The sequence below is a fragment of the Pseudomonas cerasi genome, assembly GCF_900074915.1.
In the GTDB taxonomy this organism is placed as follows: Bacteria; Pseudomonadota; Gammaproteobacteria; order Pseudomonadales; family Pseudomonadaceae; genus Aquipseudomonas; species Aquipseudomonas cerasi.
In genome coordinates this window covers 2,437,903-2,455,222 of record NZ_LT222319.1, presented here as the reverse complement: position 1 = coordinate 2,455,222, position 17,320 = coordinate 2,437,903, and the positions used below count along the sequence as shown (strand labels likewise).

General features: G+C 58.4%; 1 protein-coding gene. It reads right to left on the bottom strand.

Annotation, left to right across the window (positions count from 1 at the left end; translation table 11 throughout):
- Nucleotides 1–3: 3 nt before the first annotated feature.
- Complete coding sequence (locus PCPL58_RS13615) at nt 4–17,316, bottom strand: two-partner secretion domain-containing protein (protein WP_232002926.1); 17,313 nt, start codon at nt 17,314–17,316, stop codon at nt 4–6.
- Nucleotides 17,317–17,320: the final 4 nt, after the last annotated feature.

Below are 17,320 nucleotides of genomic sequence, written 5' to 3'. Positions count from 1 at the left end.
ATCTCACTTGAATTCCTTAACAACCACTTTGACATTATATTCACGACCGAATTCGATAAGCGACTTAGCAGCAGCCGAGCCACCGGGCTGAACTCGCAGGTCAAGTACCATATTTGCTGGTACACCATCGACTTTCGCACCGTTTGTCCCTAAGTCAATAATATGATCTTGCATCCGCCCTAACCACGTACTTCCTGCCGTATCTACAGACTTCAGACTAACTAGCGTATTACCATTCTGAAAATCAACAAGCGGGAAATATCCATTTCTTTCGGCCCCTACGTTATACCAACCGCTCTGCGGTGAATACTCAGTTTTAGCAAGGTATGACTCAATGTCTACTCCTCTTTGAGTCGGTTTAAGAGTCCAAACCTCTGAAAGATTTTTTGCACTTTGTCCTAATGGCTCGCTCCTTTGCCCACCTACCGCTGCTTTTGCACTCAGGCCCCCCATCATTTCGAGGGAACCGACCACCATGTTGCCTACCGCATTCCACGTATCGCCATCGACCGCCTGCCCTACGCCATATTTGAATTGCGCAGCGCCATTGATCGCAGCAATGCCCCGGATTCCAATACCCAACGGCCCTGACAAGGCATATATAGCAGGGCCGCCAATATTCGCCAACCCTTGCTGCTCATTGTTGACCAGCAGAGTGCCTTTTGCGTTAGCGTAGATCTGCTCCTCAGCAGTCTTTGTCCGGGACCAGCTCAACTGGGCGAATACGCCATCAAGCTCAGCTCGAGCAGCGTCGCTGTAGGCGTTTTTGGCTTCGGTCGTGCCTGCGTAGGAATAGCCCTGCGTGGCAGGCGTAGTGCTTTGCAAAAGACTGGTCAGCCTAGCCTGTGCTTGCTCTTGACCGACACTTTTCGTCAACTCGTAAGCGTATACTTGAAGGTAGGCTTGCAGCTCCGAAAGATCGGCCTTGGTCAAAGACTCGGGGTTGGTTTTGTAAGCGTCCAGCAGATTATTGCTGCGTTGATCCGACTTCTCGAGTGATACCAGCTTTCTCGCAGCATCAATCCCCTGATCTTTTTCGTAAGCTTCTCGTGCGCTGTTTCTTTCTGTGTTGGCATGGTCACTCAAGAAATTGTATTGCGTAGAGTTTTTGGCTATCCAGCTACCCTTTTCAATCGAGCTGGCGTCAGCGTCTTTCTGAGTCGCAGCAGCCAGAGCGCCTACTATCTGAGAACTCATGGTCAGTAAGGTTTCATTACCATTGACTAGACCATTCAGGTGTACGACCAATGCTTCATTGGCACCTGCGGCCAAGGCACCCGTCCTGAAATCTCCGCCTGTGGCCTTTGAAAGCAGACCGCCTACCATCGCGTGAATAATGACCTTGGAAGGCGTGCCATCCGCGAATGTGCCGCGGGTATAGTCGCCCACTGCATTGAAACTCGCCGCCGCCAAGGTATTGAATAGCGCGGTTTTGAGTGCATCACTGCCGCTTCCACCCGTACCCAGCGCCTTACCCAAAATGGCTGAGGTTCCATTTTGGAGAATCTGATTCGCGGCGAATTGTCCAACGCCAGTCAAGGTAGAGAGCTCTGGGCCAATGATTTTCCCGGAAGCGATATCACTATGCGTACCCGTCAAACCATCAAAGTACGCAGCCGTCAGACCCGCCGTCACTCCCGAGATGACATACCCTTTTATGGCATCGGAAGAAGTTACATCTTTAAATACCGCCCCAAGGTTTCCACGGTTATTAATAACGCTGACCGTTGCGTTGGTAGCGGCACCCGCTGCAACAGCACCTGCGCCCGCCGAGAGGAACGCTGCAGTGTTGGCACTCATCGTACCTGCCGTGACCGCTGCCCCTGTCGATGTACCTACCGCGCCCATTGCCATAGGCCCCACAACAGCAGCCATGATAATCGCGATGATAATTTGCGAGGCTGGACCAAGGCCCGAGTTGCTGTACTTGAAGGAGTCATGAATCTCCTTCACTTGCCGCCAGTCCACGTCACCGCGTTTTTCAGCATCCTTGAGCCAGGCCAGTTGTGGATCGGCTTTGACCATTGCATCGATGCTCTGGGTGACCGTTTGCTGATCAACCTGCCTGATATCGATCTGCAATCCGTTGACGGCTTTAATGGTTACTTCACCGGCGGCAACCAGTTCGCTCTGGCGTAAGGTCTCGTCGGTATTACCTTTACCTTTGGAGGAAACCCAAAAGGCGTTGTTGTCACTCTTCTCGTGACTCTCCTGATGCAGGTCCTTAACGCCCTCAAACGTAATCGCACCACCACTTTCAATCGTCAGGTCCTTGCCACTCTCCAGCTTCGCAGCTTGGTACTTCTGATCTCCCCCACTCGACAGCAGCAAATCACCACCCGTGGTAATTTCACTGCCTATGTTTTTCACATCAGTGATTTCGTCACGCTTGGTTTTCTTCGCCCCAAAACTCCCCTTCTTCTTTTTGTCATACAGCGAATAATCACTGTCCTGCGCAGCCAAAATATCCAGATTCTCACCGGCTACCAGATACGCCTCTTTACCGGCCGTAATACGGCTAGAAATCACGGCGAGGTTCTGGCCAGCCTGCAAGGCAACGCTGCCTCCCGCTTCAAGATCGGCGGCAACCTGGCTGACGTGGTCTTCCTGACGGGTCAGTTTTTTGCTTTTGGACAGGGAGTGTTCTTCGTCTGCCGCAGAGCTGATGGTGAGGTTTTCGGTCGCGGCCATGGCGATGTCGCGTTTGGCGTCGATCTGGCTGGCGATGACGGAGATGTCGCGTCCGGCCTGAACGGTCAGGTCGCGTCCGGCACTGGCGGTTGACCCCAGTTGGGTGATGTCGCTGCTGTTGTGTTTGCTATCCGAGAACAGGCTGTTGGTGACTTCGGTCGGGGCGATGGTGACGTCGCGTCCGGCCTGGATGCTCATGTCACGACCGCTTTCCAGCACGCTGCCTTTGTTGATGAAGTCGCGACCTGCCGAAATGCTCATGTCGTTGGCGGCTTCGATGCGCGCGGCACTGTCGGCGAATTCGTTATTGCGCTGACCGCGTGCACTGTTGTCCATCGAGGTGACGCTGCGTTCGTTGATCACGTCGCCGTTGATCGCGGTCAGTGAAACATCGCGGCCTTTGATGATGCCGCCAGCGGTGTTGATCAGATCATTGCCCGCGAGCAGATCGAGCCGGTTGCCGGCTTCTATCAGGCCGGTGTTGATCAGGTTGTTGCCTGCGACTGCCGAGAGGTTGTTGGCGGCGTGCAAGGTACCGACGTTGTCGAGGTTCTGGCCTGCGATCAGTGAGACGTCGTTACCCGCAATCAATGCCCCGGTCGGACCAAGGCGATTGTCGGCCTGAGCCAGATACAACACCGGCACCAGCACTTTCTCGCCATTCACTTCATGCTCTTCGAGCCAGACGATGTCGTGGGTCAGCGCTGCGACCTGTTGTGAACTCAGCGATACGCCGACAGCCAGGTTCAGCTGCTGCTTGCTGGCAATAGCATTGTTCATCAGGTACTTGAACTGGGCCTCGTTGGAGGTTTGCCCGTCGATGAACGCCTGACCGGTGCGAGCCACGACTGCTTGCTGAACGAGGCGTTGTTCATACAACCCGTCACCCAGACGCTTGGCGCTGACTTCCGGATCGTAGCCCAGACCTGCGAGCAGGTAATCCGAGCTCATGAATTGCTTGAGTTCGGTGAGGACCGGGTTGGTTTCGATCAGGTATTTTTGCGGTTTGGAAACAAACGAACTGCTGGGCAGGCCCTGCACTCGGGTAACGGTTTGTGCTGCGGCAGACACGAGCGGCGTGATTGCACTGGCTTGCGCCACTATGGCGGGCTGAGTACTGGAAACGCTCACGGGGCTATTCTGCGTAACCACCGTGCTCGGAACAGCGGCAGTGACAGGGCTGCCCTGAGCAGCAACAGGGTCGCGAACAGCGGCCATAACCGGACCACCTTGAGTATTTACGACAACCTGGGTAACGGCGGCAGTCGCGCCTGACTGGGCACCTGTTGGAGCCTGATTGACCGCACTGAGCGGGTTACCCTGAGTCCCATTTACAACCTGACCGGCCTTGTTGACCTGAGCGCCTTGCACCATTCCGGCATTCTGAGCAGCCGAGCTGCCGGAAGAAACGGCAGTGATGAGCGGAATGCCAGATGTAGAGCCAGCGTTCTGAACAGGCAGCAAAGCGCCGTTACCCTGATTGCCAGTTGCAATGCCTGTAACGCTGTCGACACTGGTGACACCTACGGAATCAGAGGTATGACCGGGTAGTACAAATCCGCCTATGGGCGCGGCACCTGGTGCGCTGGCGTCGAAGGAGGATGCGTTGGCGCTCACACCAGCACCTTGTCGTATCACCGAAGCAAGCTGGCGGGTGGCGTTGGATATCTGGCCTACCGAGCCGATCTGGATGGTGCTTGCCTGCGCATCGGAAACGGTATGCTCGCGTTGCGCGACGGATACGGCCGCGCCGCCCATGGTCCAGCTTTGTGGCAGGCCGACGGGTTGGGCGACAGCGGCTGCGGTGCCGGTCTGGCCGCTCAGACGGAACAGTCCGTTCTGGCCGGTGGGCAGGCTGAAGCCTGGCAGGCTTAACGGGTTGACCTGTTGCTGGGCCAGGTCTGGGGGGAGCTGGGCATTGATCCTGATAACTGTGGCGCCAGTGCCGGAGGTACGCGTGTCCTGAACCTTGCTGGTGCCTGCGCTGCCTGCATAGTCTTGGTGAATGACACTGTTTTGCAGATCCTGTTTGGCATTAATGGATACATTTCCGCCCGCTTGAATGACTGCACTGCGTCCGCCGTTACCACTGCCGTCTTTGGCGACTTCAACGTCGCTGATAAGTGCGTAGCTTTCCAAACCTGCAGGCAGTTGAACTAAATTGTTACGGTCATATTGAGACTGCGGGCTGGTCCCGCCGTAGCCATAACCTGTCAAGGTGTTGGTAACGGCTGCTTTGGTTTCCTTATCATTGACCACAACCGTTTTAATCGTGCCACCATCGCGCCCTGGCTCACGCTTCATCACGGATGAGGCAATGCCCAAGCTCAAACCACCTGCCGCATCAACATAATAAACATAGGGAAAATCAGGGTTATTGCGCTGGTTATAGGCAACGACCTGAGGCATGAATCGGTTGACCGTACCGTCCGTTACCCTGCCGGAATTATAGGTACGTGTGCGCTCGATACTGCCACTGACAGCACCCAGGTTTTTGACACTATTGGCCTGAATGTCGATGTTTCCCGTCGCGCTGATGGTGCTTTTGCTGTTGAGGAAATCACCGCCTCTGAAAACGAAATCGCCTCCAGCGGTCAGCAGAGAGGAGGCAGAGGTGTCGTTATCCTGCCCCCCCTCGTAAAACTCTCTAGCGATGTAATCAACATTGTAATGATCGCCACTGCAATCATTACAAAGTACGGCGATAAATCCGGAAACCAGCGTACGACCTACAGCAAACCCTTGAGCGCCACCTGCGTCAGAGGTACGGTTAGTAAAGCTTCCTGAATTGATGGTGAGGGTCCCGCCACTTTCTATTGACCCGGATATATTCGAAACATCATTAGCCTGAGTTCCGCCACCATAGCCTTTGATAAATAGCGCTCGCTGACTGTAAAGGTCACCGTTCTGGTTGGTGAAGCTATTAACACTCAGCGTTGTATCGCCGCCGCTAAAAATCAAACCTCGATCATTAGTGAGGGACGGCGCTGCAAGCGTCAGGTTTTGCGCGGCGCCTAGGGTTCCGTAGTTGGCAATGCCGCCAGCATTCACGACTAAATCGCCTGCTGAGGTCAGGCGTCCGCTATTTGTAAGTTGGCCACCAATATTGATTTCGCTGTTACCACCACTCGTGATGCTCAAGGCGCCGTTCAGATTCAGTTGCCCAGCAGACAGATACATACCACCGACACTAGAAGTCCTGCCACTACCGGTAAACGTCCCGCCAATACGTATGTCTACCCCGCCATCACTCGCAATCAACCCATCATTCGTCCAGTTACCGCCACTCCCACTAAACGAATTCGACGCCAGCAATTGCCCGCCCGCAGTCTGATTCAAGGTGCCGACATTCACCGTCAGACGCCCGGCCTGAATAACGCTGCTGTTGGTCCAGCTATCGGCACTAAGCGTCAAACCACCGCGAGTAACAATGCTGCCGCCAGCATTGGTGACGTTAACCGTAGAAATATTAAACGTGCCATTACCCGTATGCAGCAGCGAACCGCCACCATTGAGGAAGTTGCCAGCGTTGAGAGTCAGATCGCTGTTGGCGCTTTCCAGGGTGCCGTTGCGGTTGTCGAACAGGTTGCCGATCTGGAAGTTTGTGGCACCGCCACCGCCCAGCGCACGCAGTTGTCCGGTCTGGTTGTCCAAACTGGCAGCGGTCACGGCCAGGGTGCTGTCACTTTCGATGATGCCGAAGCGGTTGTTCAGTGCGCCGCTCAGGTTCAGCTCAACCTGGCCACCGGCGATCTGGCCGTCGTTGTCGCCACTGTTGTCGAAGTTGCCACCGTTGACCTGCACCAGGCCTTTGGCGTACAGGCCGCCGTTGCGGTTGTCGAAACCCGGGGTGGTGATCAGCGCTTCGCCGGTGCGTGCGGAGACTCGCCCGCCGTAGTTGTCGAAGCCGCCCAGCGCGGTCAGGTTGAGGCGTTGCGCCTGAATGACACCGCCCTGGCGGTTGGCGTCATAGCCATTTTTCAGCACGCCGGCCAGTTTCGCGGTGAACAGACCTTGCAGGCTGGACAGCACTCCGCCCTGACTGTAGAGGTTGGCGCCGGTCAGGTTCAGGTCGCCGCCCTGGGCGATGATCCGGCCGCTCTGGTTGTCGACGGTATCAGCGACATCGACAACCAATGCGCCGACGCTCTGGACCGCGCCACGAACGTTGGAGAGGCTCGCTGCATTCAAATGCGCATCGGCGTTCTGGCTATAGATCAAGCCATCAGCATCGTTGAGGACACTGCCACCCGCGACGACTTTTAGTGTGTTGTTGGCAGCAACAGTGCCGCGGTTACGGTTGTCCAGTTGCCCGGACGTATTGAGGGTCATCAGGCTTTGGCTGATCAGTTGCCCGGCCTGGTTGTTGATCGCCGCGCTGCGCCGCAACAGCAAGTTACCGCCGCTGGCCAGTTTGCCGCTGGTGTTGGTCAGGCTGCCCAGCAGGTCGAGTGTCATATCGGCCTTGCTGCTCAGGTTACCGACGCTGTTGTCGAGGCTGCTGCCTTCGAAGCTGAAACCCTGCTGCGCCGTCAGGTTACCGGCCGCGTTGTTCAGGGCATCGGCGTTGATGGTCAGCCCTGCACCACTGTCGATCAGGCCGTTCTGGCTGTTGTTCAGCAGGCCCGCGACGGTCAGGGTCTGGCCGGTTCCGCTGGAGAGGATGCCGCCGCTGTTGTCGAGGCTGTCAGCGGTTACGCTCAGTGTGTTCTGGCTGACCAACGCACCGTTGCCGCCGTTGAGCAATTCACCGGTAAGGGTTGTAACGAGGTTGCCGTTGCGGCTGGACAAAGTGCCGTTGGTACGGTTATCGAGGCGGTTGCCGGAAACGTTCAGGCCCTGCCAGCCGGAAATCAGACCGTTCTGGTTGAGCAGGTTGGTCGCGTTGACTGTCAGCACGTTGCTGCTGATCAGCTTGCCGCTACTGTTATTGAGGGTGCGGCCATCGAACCTGAAACTCTGTGCGCTGGAGACCTCGCCAGACTGGTTATTCAGGTCGCGAATGCGGTTAAGGGTCAAAGTCCCATCAGCGGTAATCAGGCCGCCGAGGTTGTTGAGGTCGTTGCCTTGCATGTCGATGGACAACCCGGCGTCTCCCATCACGCGTCCGCCATTGAGCGACAGTGCATTGAGGACCAGAGTCATGTCACGCGTGGCCGACACTTCGCCGCTGTTGCCGGCATCCAGGCTGCCCGCCGTCAGGTTCAGGGTGCCGGTACTGTTGATCAGACCTTTGGCGGTGTTGTTGATCGATGTGGCGTTGAGGATCAGGCTGGTGCCGCCCAGCACCTGGCCATTCTGGTTATCGAGGCTGGCCGCGCCCACCTTGAGCGCCTGAGCAGCGTTGATCAGGCCTTTGTCACGGTTGGTGAGCAGGCCGGTAACCGTCAGGTCCAAGTTGTTGCGGCTGGTCAGTGTACCGCCTGTGTTATCGAGGGTATTGGCGGTGGCATCGACACCGGCTGCGGCGATCATGCCTTTGACGTTGGTCAGCGCACGGGCGATGCGCAGGGTCAGCAATTGGTTGCTGAGCAGTTTGCCGCCGCTGTTATCCAGTTGTTGCGCGTTGACGGTGAACGCCTGAGCGCTGGATATTTCGCCGTTCTGGTTTAGAACCTCGTTGACGTTTTTCAGCAGCAGTGCGTCCGGTGCGTTGATCAAACCGCCCTGGTTGTCCAGCTGGCCGTTGTTCAGGTCCAGGCTCAGGGACGTATTGCTGAACAGCTTGCCGCCCTGCTGACTCAGGCGGCTGACACTCGCGGTCAGTGCCTGGCTGCTGCCGATGCTGCCGCCATCGCTGTTGGTCAGTCGTGCGGTCGTCAAGTCCAGGCGATTGCTACTGCTGACGCGACCGTTATGGCTGTTGTCGAAATCCCCGGTCTTCAGGGTCAGCAGGCCTTTGCCGCTGATGTTGCCTTTCTGGCTGTTATCAAGACTGGCACTTTTCAGGTCCAGCGCACCATCGGTCAACAGCTTACCGCCCTGGTTGTTGATCGCCCCAGTGCTGTCGAGGGTCAGGGTTCCGGCGCTGGAAATGCTGCCTGCGGTATTGGTCAGACTGCTGGTCTTAACCGTCAGGACATCTTCGTTGCTGATCAGGCCTTGAGTGTTGTCGAGCGTCGCTGACAGGTCGATACCCAGAGCTTTGAGGGCGCTGAGCGCACCACCGGTGTTGTCAAGCGTGCTGCCCACCAGCGTCAAGCCTCCTTGGCTGGAGAGCAGACCATTCGTTCGGTTGGTGATCTGCGCAACGTTCAGCGTTAGGGCTTTCTGTGCCAGCACCTGACCGCTGTCGCTGTTGTTCAGTTGCTGGCCGGTCAGGGTAATCACGTCCTGACTGGACAGTTCACCGCCGCGGTTATCGATGTCGGTGACATTGATATCGAGGGCTTGGGTTGCGCCGATGAAACCGTTCTGACGGTTGTCCAGCGCGTCGCCGCGCAAGGTCAGTGTGCCTTGGGCAAGCATCTGGCCGTTCTGTTGTTGAAGATTGGCAATCCGCGCGTCGAGGTTTTGCTTGCTCGCCAGTTGCCCGAACCGGTTATCGGCTGTTGCGGCGGTCAAATTCACATCGCCGTCACCAATGAGCGTGCCCTTGACGTTGGTCAGGGCGGTATTGACCATCAAGTCCAGAGCTGCGCGGCTGCTGATCAAGCCTTCGGTGTTGTCCAGGCTGTCGCTGCGAGTGTTCAGCGCGGCAGCGGAAATCGTACCTTTGACGTTGCTCAGCGCCTTGTTGACGATCAGCGTCAGGGCCTGACTGCTGAGCAGTTTGCCGCCACTGTTATCGAGGCTGTCGACGTTCAGGGTGAAGGCCTGTGTACTGGAAATTTCGCCGTTCTGGTTGGCCACGCCGTTGAGATTCTTCAGCAGCAACATGCCCGGGGCGTTGATCAGACCGCCCTGATTGTTCAACTGGCCGTTGTTCAGATCGAGGCTCAGCGAGGTGTTGCTGAACAGCTCACCACCCTGCTGGTCGAGGCTGGTCACGCTGGCCGTCAACGCCAGCGCACTGGCAATACGTCCGGCGCTCTGGTTGATGACCTTGCCTGCCGTCAACTGCAGGGTATCGCTGCTGGTCAGGCGACCGCCCTGGCTGTTGTCGAACGTGCCGGTGGTGACCTGCGTGGCGCCCTTGCCAGCCAGTTTGCCCGCCTGACTGTTGTTCAGGCTGGCGCTGGTCAGTGTCAGCGTGGCGTCGGTAGTAACGGAGCCCGCCTGGTTCTCCAGAGCGCCGGTGGTGGTGACGCTCAAGGCGTCGGCACTGGACAGGCTGCCTGTTGCGTTTTGCAGCGAGGCGGCATTGATCGTCAACGCCGCTTCACTGCTGAGCAGACCAGCGCTGTTGTCCAGCGCACCGGACACATCAATGTTCATGTCCTTCTGGCTGGCCAGCGTACCGCCTGCGTTATCCAGCCGCGCACCGTCGAGACGCAGGGTGTTACCGAACAATAGGCCTTTGTTGAGGTTGATCACACGCGCCACTTTCAGCCCCAGCGCCGTACCGGCGAGGACCTTGCCGCCGTTGCTGTTGTCGAGCGTCTGACCAATGATGTCCACACCGATCTGGCTGGACAGTTCACCGGCCTTGTTGTCGATGTCGGTAACATCGATTTTCAGCGCTTTTGTGGAGCCCACCAGGCCGCCTGCCTGGTTGTCGAGGGTTTTGCCGGTCAGGGTCAGATTGCCCTGCGCAACCAGCTCGCCACCCTGCTGGGTCAGACTGCCGATATTGGCGACCATATCTGCCTGACTGGCGATACGACCGTTGCCGTTGACAACGCTGTCGACCTGCAACTGCATCAGGCCAGCGGCGTTGAGCAGACCGTTCTGGTTGTCCAGACGCGTGCCGACCAGTTCAAGACCGGCATTGCTGTTGATCATGCCTTTTTGCGTGGTGCTCAGGCCGGTCTGGCTATTGTCGAGGGCATCGACGAACAGCTGCAGGCCTTTCTCGGCACGAATCGAACCGCCACGGTTGTCGACGCTGTCGCTATGCACGATCAACAGGTTCTGCGCGGCAATACGGCCGCCGCGGTTGTCCAGCGTCTTGCTCGACAGGTCCATCAAGCCTTTGGCTTGCAGGCTGCCACCCGCGCGATTGTCCAGCGCTCCGCTCAGTTTCAGAGTCAGTTGGCCATCTGTGACCAGTGCACCGGACTGGCGGTTGTCCAGACTCGCAGCACCGATGTCGATACCCTGCCCTGCGCCCAGCGTTCCGGCCTGATTATCGATGGTTTCAGTGATCACCAGTTTCAGGAACCGGTCAGCCATGACCTGGCCAGCGGCGTTATCGAGGCTCAGCGCATTCAGGGTCGTGTTACCGGCGCTGGTCAGCTCGCCGCTGCGGCTCGACAGCTGGCCAGTGACGTTTACCAGCAGGTCGGCATCGCTGCTCAGGCTGCCACTGTTGTTATTCAGCTCATTGGCCGTCAGATCGATGCCGTTGCCAGATACCAGACCGCGCAGGTTGGTCAGCAGTTGGTCAACACGCACGATCAGCGCTTTGTCGCTGAGCACCGAGCCAGCGGTATTGTCCAGCGACGTAGCGGCCAGGGTGAAGCCGTTGGCGCTGGAAATTTCACCGCTGCGGTTGCTGACTGCATTGAGATTTTTCAGCAGCAACTGGCCCGGTGCGGTAATCAGACCGCCGTCGTTGTTCAGCATGCCTTTGCTTAAATCGAGGCTGACATCGCTGTTGCTGTACAGACGGCCATCGTTGGTCTGGTTCAGGCCGGTGATCACGGCAGTCAGGGCCATGGCGCTGGCGATACGACCGGCGTCACTGTTATTGACCAACCCGGCATCGAGCTGAAGGGTTCCGGTACTGGTCAGGCGGCCGCCTTGCTGGTTGTCAAAAGCACCGGTGACGAGCTTCACGCCCTTGCCGGCGATACGACCGTTCTGGCTGTTGTCCAGGCTGGCGCTGGTCAGCGTCAGGGTTGCATCACTTAGAATCTGCCCGCCACGGTTCACCACGGCACCATCGACCGTCAGGGACGAGTTGCCGGAGCTGGTGATACTACCGGCAGTATTGCCCAGAGAAGCGGCGCTCAACACCAGCGTGCCATCGCTGCGCAATGTCCCTTGATCGTTGCTGAGGACGCCCGTGTCTTTCAGACCCAGACTGTTTTTGGCGTAGACGCTGCCACCGCCCGTGTTGATCAGTTGCCCGACGTTCAACTGCACGCTCTGCTGGCCGGAAACGGCACCTGCGCTCTGGTTGTTCAGGCTGTCGGCGTTGAGCAGCAACGTACCATTGGCCAGTAAACGGCCCTTGCCACTGTTATCGAACTGGCCAACGGTTGCGGTCAGCTCTCCAAGGCTGGAGAGCTCCGCGTTGCGGTTGTCCAGCGTCGCGGCACTCAGCTCGACACCGGTGGCGGAAATCAGGCCACGCAGGTTGGTCAGCAACTGGGCGACACGCACGATCAAGGCTTTGTCGCTGATCACCGAACCTTCGGTGTTATCCAGCGTGGTCGCGGCCAGCGTGAAGCCATTGGCACTGGAGATTTCACCGCTCTGGTTGTTGACCACGCTCAGGTTTTTCAGCAGTAACTGGCCCGGCGCGTTGATCAGGCCGCCTTGGTTAGTCAGCAGGCCGTTGCTCAGGTCCAGGCTGACATCACCGTTGCCGTACAACCGGCCATCGTTGGTCTGGTTCAGGCCGGTGACCACTGCGGTCAGGGCCATGGCGCTGGCAATACGACCGGCGTCACTGTTGTTGACCAGCCCGGCATTCAGCTGGAGTGCGCCGGTACTGGTCAGGCGGCCGTCCTGATGGTTGTCGAAAGCGCCAGTGGTAAGCACCACGCCATTGCCCGCAATGCGACCACTCTGGCTGTTATCCAGGCTGCCACTGGAAAACGTCAGGCCTGCATCGCTGATGATCTGCCCGCCCTGGTTGACGACGGCAGCATCGACTTTCAACGTGGCAGCACCGGCGCTGGTGACCCGACCGCCGGTGTTGGCCAGAGAAGCTGCTTTCAGGTCCAGCGTGCCGTCACTGCGCAGTACGCCCTGATCGTTATTCAATGCACCGGTGAGCGTCAGACCCAGTGTGTTTTTTGCATAAACGCTGCCGCCGGAGTTGGTCAGTTGCCCCAGATTCAACTGGACGCCCTGCTGTCCGGAAACCACGCCGTTCTGGTTATTAAGGTTATCGGCTGTCAGCAGCATTGTGCCGTTGGCCAGCAGACGCCCTTTCGCGCTGTTATCGAACTGGCCGATGTCGGCGGTCAGGGTGTTCAGGCTAGAAATTTCCGCGCTGCGGTTGTCCAGCGTTGCAGCACTCAGATTGACGCCATTGGCGGAAATCTTGCCGCGCAGGTTGGTCAGCAACTGATTGATACGCACAACGAGCGCTTTATCGCTGAGCAGCGAGCCGTTCGTGTTATTCAGCGAGTTGGCAGCCAGTGTAAAACCGTTGGCACTGGAGATTTCACCGCTTTGGTTGTTGACCACGTTCAGGTTTTTCATCAGCAACTGGCCAGGCGCATTGATCAGGCCACCCTGGTTGGTCAACAGGCCATTGCTCAGGTCTAGGCTGACATCGCTGTTGCTGTACAGCCGGCCGTCGTTGGTCTGATCAAGGCCGGTGACCACGGCAGTCAGGGCCATGGCGCTGGCGATGCGCCCGGCGTCGCTGTTGTTGACCAGCCCGGCATTCAACTGAAGTGCACCGGTACTGGTCAGGCGGCCGTCCTGATGGTTGTCGAAGGTTCCGGTACTGAGAACCAGACCTTTACCGGCAATGCGCCCGCTCTGGCTGTTATCGAGGCTGGCGCTGGTGAGTGTCAGTTGCGCGTCGCTGAGTATCTGCCCGCCCCGGTTGACGACGCCGTCATTGACAATGATAGACGCAACACCGGCGCTGCTGATGCTGCCCGCGCTGTTGGCCAGCGAGGCTGCACTCCCGGTCAGTGAACCATCGCTGCGCAGCACACCCTGATCATTCTTCAGTGCCCCGCTGACGGTCAGGCCAAGACTGTTTTTGGCAAAAACGCTGCCCCCACCGGTATTGTTCAGTTGGCCCAGGTTCAGTTGCACGCCCTGCTGCCCGGAAACGATCCCGTTCAGGTTATTCAAGCCGCCCGCGGTCAATAGCAGCGCGCCATTGGCCAGCAGGCGACCTTTTTCGCGATTATCGAACTGGCCTATGGTGGCCGTCAGGCTGCCCAGGCTGGACAGTTCGGCGTTGCGGTTATCCAACGCTGCGGCGCTCAGGGTAACGCCGTTGGCGGAGATCTGCCCGCGCAGGTTGGTCAGCAGCTGAGCGATACGCACGATCAACGCTTTGTCGCTGACCAGCGAGCCGTCAGTGTTGTCCAACGAAGTCGCTGCCAGCGTGAAATCGTTGGCGCTGGAGATCTTGCCGCTCTGGTTATTGACGACGTTCAGATTTCTCAGCAGCAGCTGACCAGGAGCGGTTATTTGCCCGCTCTGGTTGTTCAGCAGGCCATTGCTCATGTCCAGGCTGACATCGCTGTTGCTGTACAAGCGCCCGTCATTGGTCTGATTGAGGCCCGTAACCACGGCAGTCAGAGCCATGGCGCTGGCAATACGACCGGCGTCACTGTTGTCGACCAGCCCGGCATTGAGCTGGAGTGCGCCGGTACTGGTCAGGCGGCCGTCCTGATGGTTGTCGAAGACTCCAGTACCGAGCACCAGACCTTTACCGGAAATACGACCGCTCCGGCTGTTATCAAGGCTGCCACTGGTGAGTGTCAGTTGTGCATCGCTGACTATCTGCCCACCCTGATTGACCATCGTGCCATTGAAATTGAGCACACCTGTGCCGGCACTGGTCACACTGCCGTTGGTGTTGGCCAGACCGGCTGCCTTGAGGTCCATTGCGCCATCACTGCGCAATACGCCCTGATCGTTTTGCAACACACCGCCCAGCGTCAGGTTCAGCGCATCCTTAGCGTAAACGCTGCCCCCACCGGTATTGTTCAATTGCCCCAGGTTCAGTTGCACGCCCTGCTGACCGGAAACGATCCCGTTCAGGTTGTTCAAGCCGTCCGCAGTCAACAGCAGCGCGCCACTGGCCAGCAGGCGGCCTTTTTCACGGTTATCGAACTGGCCAACGTTGGCCGTCAGACTGCCAAGGCTGGATATTTCGCCATTGCGGTTGTTCAGTGAGCCCGCTGTCAGATCAAGACCGGTCGCAGAAACCAGACCGCGAAGGTTGGTCAGCAACTGATTGATGCGCACAACGAGCGCTTTATCGCTGAGTATCGAACCGTCGGTGTTGTCCAGCGAAGTGGCTGCCAGCGTGAAGCTGTTGGCGCTGGAAATCTTGCCGCTCTGATTATTGACCGCCGTGAGGTTTTTCAGCAGCAACTGACCAGGCGCAGTGATCTGGCCGCCCTGGTTGGTCAACAGGCCATTGCTCAGGTCCAGGCTGACATCGCTGTTGCTGTACAGTCGGCCATCGTTGGTCTGATCAAGGCCGGTAACCACGGCAGTCAGCGCCATGGCGCTGGCGATGCGACCGGCGTCGCTGTTGTTGACCAGCCCGGCGTTCAGTTGAAGCGCGCCGGTACTGGTCAGGCGGCCGTCCTGATGGTTGTCAAAAGCGCCAGTGGTGAGCACCACGCCATTGCCGGCAATGCGACCACTCTGACTGTTATCCAAACTGCCGCTGGAAAGCGTCAGGCCCGCATCGCTCAGAATCTGTCCGCCACGGTTGGCGACTGCGCCCGTTGTGCTGACGGTTGCCGTGCCGGCACTGGTCAAGCTGCCGCTATTGTTACTCAGAGAGGCCGCGCGCACGGCCAGTGTGCCGTCGCTGCGCAGCACGCCCTGATCGTTGCCCAAAGCGCCGTTGACGGCCACATTCAGGTTGCTTTTGCCGTAGACACTGCCGTTGCCGGTGTTGGTCAGTTGCCCCAGATTCAGCTGTACGCCTTGCTGTCCGGCGACCGAGCCATTCTGGTTGTTCAGGTGGTCAGAGGTCAGTTGCAGCGCGCCGTTGGCCAGCAGACGGCCTTTTTCGCGGTTGTCGAACTGGCTGACGGTCGAGGTCAGACTGCCGAGACTGGAGATTTCCGCGCTGCGGTTGTCTAAGCTTGCCGCGTTGAGCAGCAGATCGCCATTGGCGCTGATAAGCCCCAACTGGTTGAGCAACGGCCCGGAAATACGGGCGGACAAAGCGCTGCTGCTGAACAGCTTGCCTTGCTGGCTGTTGTCCAGCGAACTCGCAGTGATCGTCATAGTGCCATTGCTGCTGATCAGCCCGCTCTGGCTGTTGAGTACCTGAGACGCGTTGATGTCGACAGTGCCGCCCTGGCTCAAAATTCGGCCTGACTGACGATTGTCGATGGCAGTAGCTACGATGCGTGTGCTCGACTGACCGTTCAGTGTGGCCCCCTGATTGTTCAGGGTCTGGCTGATGCTGGCTTGCAGGGCGCGGCTGGCGGTGATGCTGCCGCTGTTGTTCAGCCCGTTGGCAGACAGCGTCACATCGCCCGATGTGTTGCGGCTGTTGTCTGCATTGACTCCCGCCTCGATCACCGCGGTGTTATTGATCTGACCGCCTGCGGAAAGTGTCAGTGCATCGCGTGCGGCGACGTTCTGCCGGGTGATGAGATCACCTGCCGTGGTCATGCCCAGTGACGACCCAGCATAAACCGGCCCGTTGACCTCGGCACTGTTGGCCTTGACCGCCACAGCACCGCTGGCAGCGGTCTGCATCATGCTCAAGTGGCCGTTGGCATCAAGCTGGATATCTCCGCCACTGGCCGCCAGATCGCCAGCCAGCCTGACGCCGACACCCGCCTCGGTGCCCACCAGACGGATAGCACCGGCATACATGCCGCCCAGCGCCGAGCTGTCGACGGCCAGTTCCGGTTTGGCGCTGCCGTCGTCAGGCAAGGCGGTGGGGTTCAGCGTCTGTGCGTCGACATCGTTGCGACCGGCAATGATGTTGAGGCGCTTGGCGTGTATCTCGGCATTGATCTTCGCGCTACGGGTGATGATGTCGAACTGGTCGACGTTGTCTGCGTTCAGCCCCACACCGTCGATGGATATGCTGCCGCCCTGCACATTGAAACGCTGCAACTGCCCGTTGGCATCCAGCACCGGTTTGCCGGTGGTCAGCGTGACCTGCGGGGTATTGATGAAACCGCAGCCGTTGCAACTGATGCCGTAGGGGTTGGCGACGATGACACGTGCCGCCTGCCCGGCCACTTCCGTATAGCCTCTAAGCTGACTGGCGTTGGCCCCCACCACTTCGTTGAGAATGGTGGTGGCCGCCGTGCCGCGCAGGTTGGAGTTGCCGACGATGATGCCGCCCAGTTGAGTGCTCTGGGTCTGGTTGGTGGAGTTGTTGAGGATGACGCCCTGGCTGTCGACGTTGAACTGCTGATACTGGTTGTGTGACAGGCCGTTGGCATTAGGCGTGGCAATATTGACGATAGGCACGCCATTGCCGGCCTGATTCAGGCTGGTATTCGTGCCGCTGACCACGATGCCTTCGGCTTGAACCAGCATCGGCTGCCAGAACATCGCATTGGCGAGAATCAGCGCGAGGCCGCGCTTGGGCATTCCCCAGAAAGACCGGCGCTCGACCAGCACAGCAGAAGGCTGACGAGCAAGCAGAGCCAGTTGGTGAACGTCCATGTAA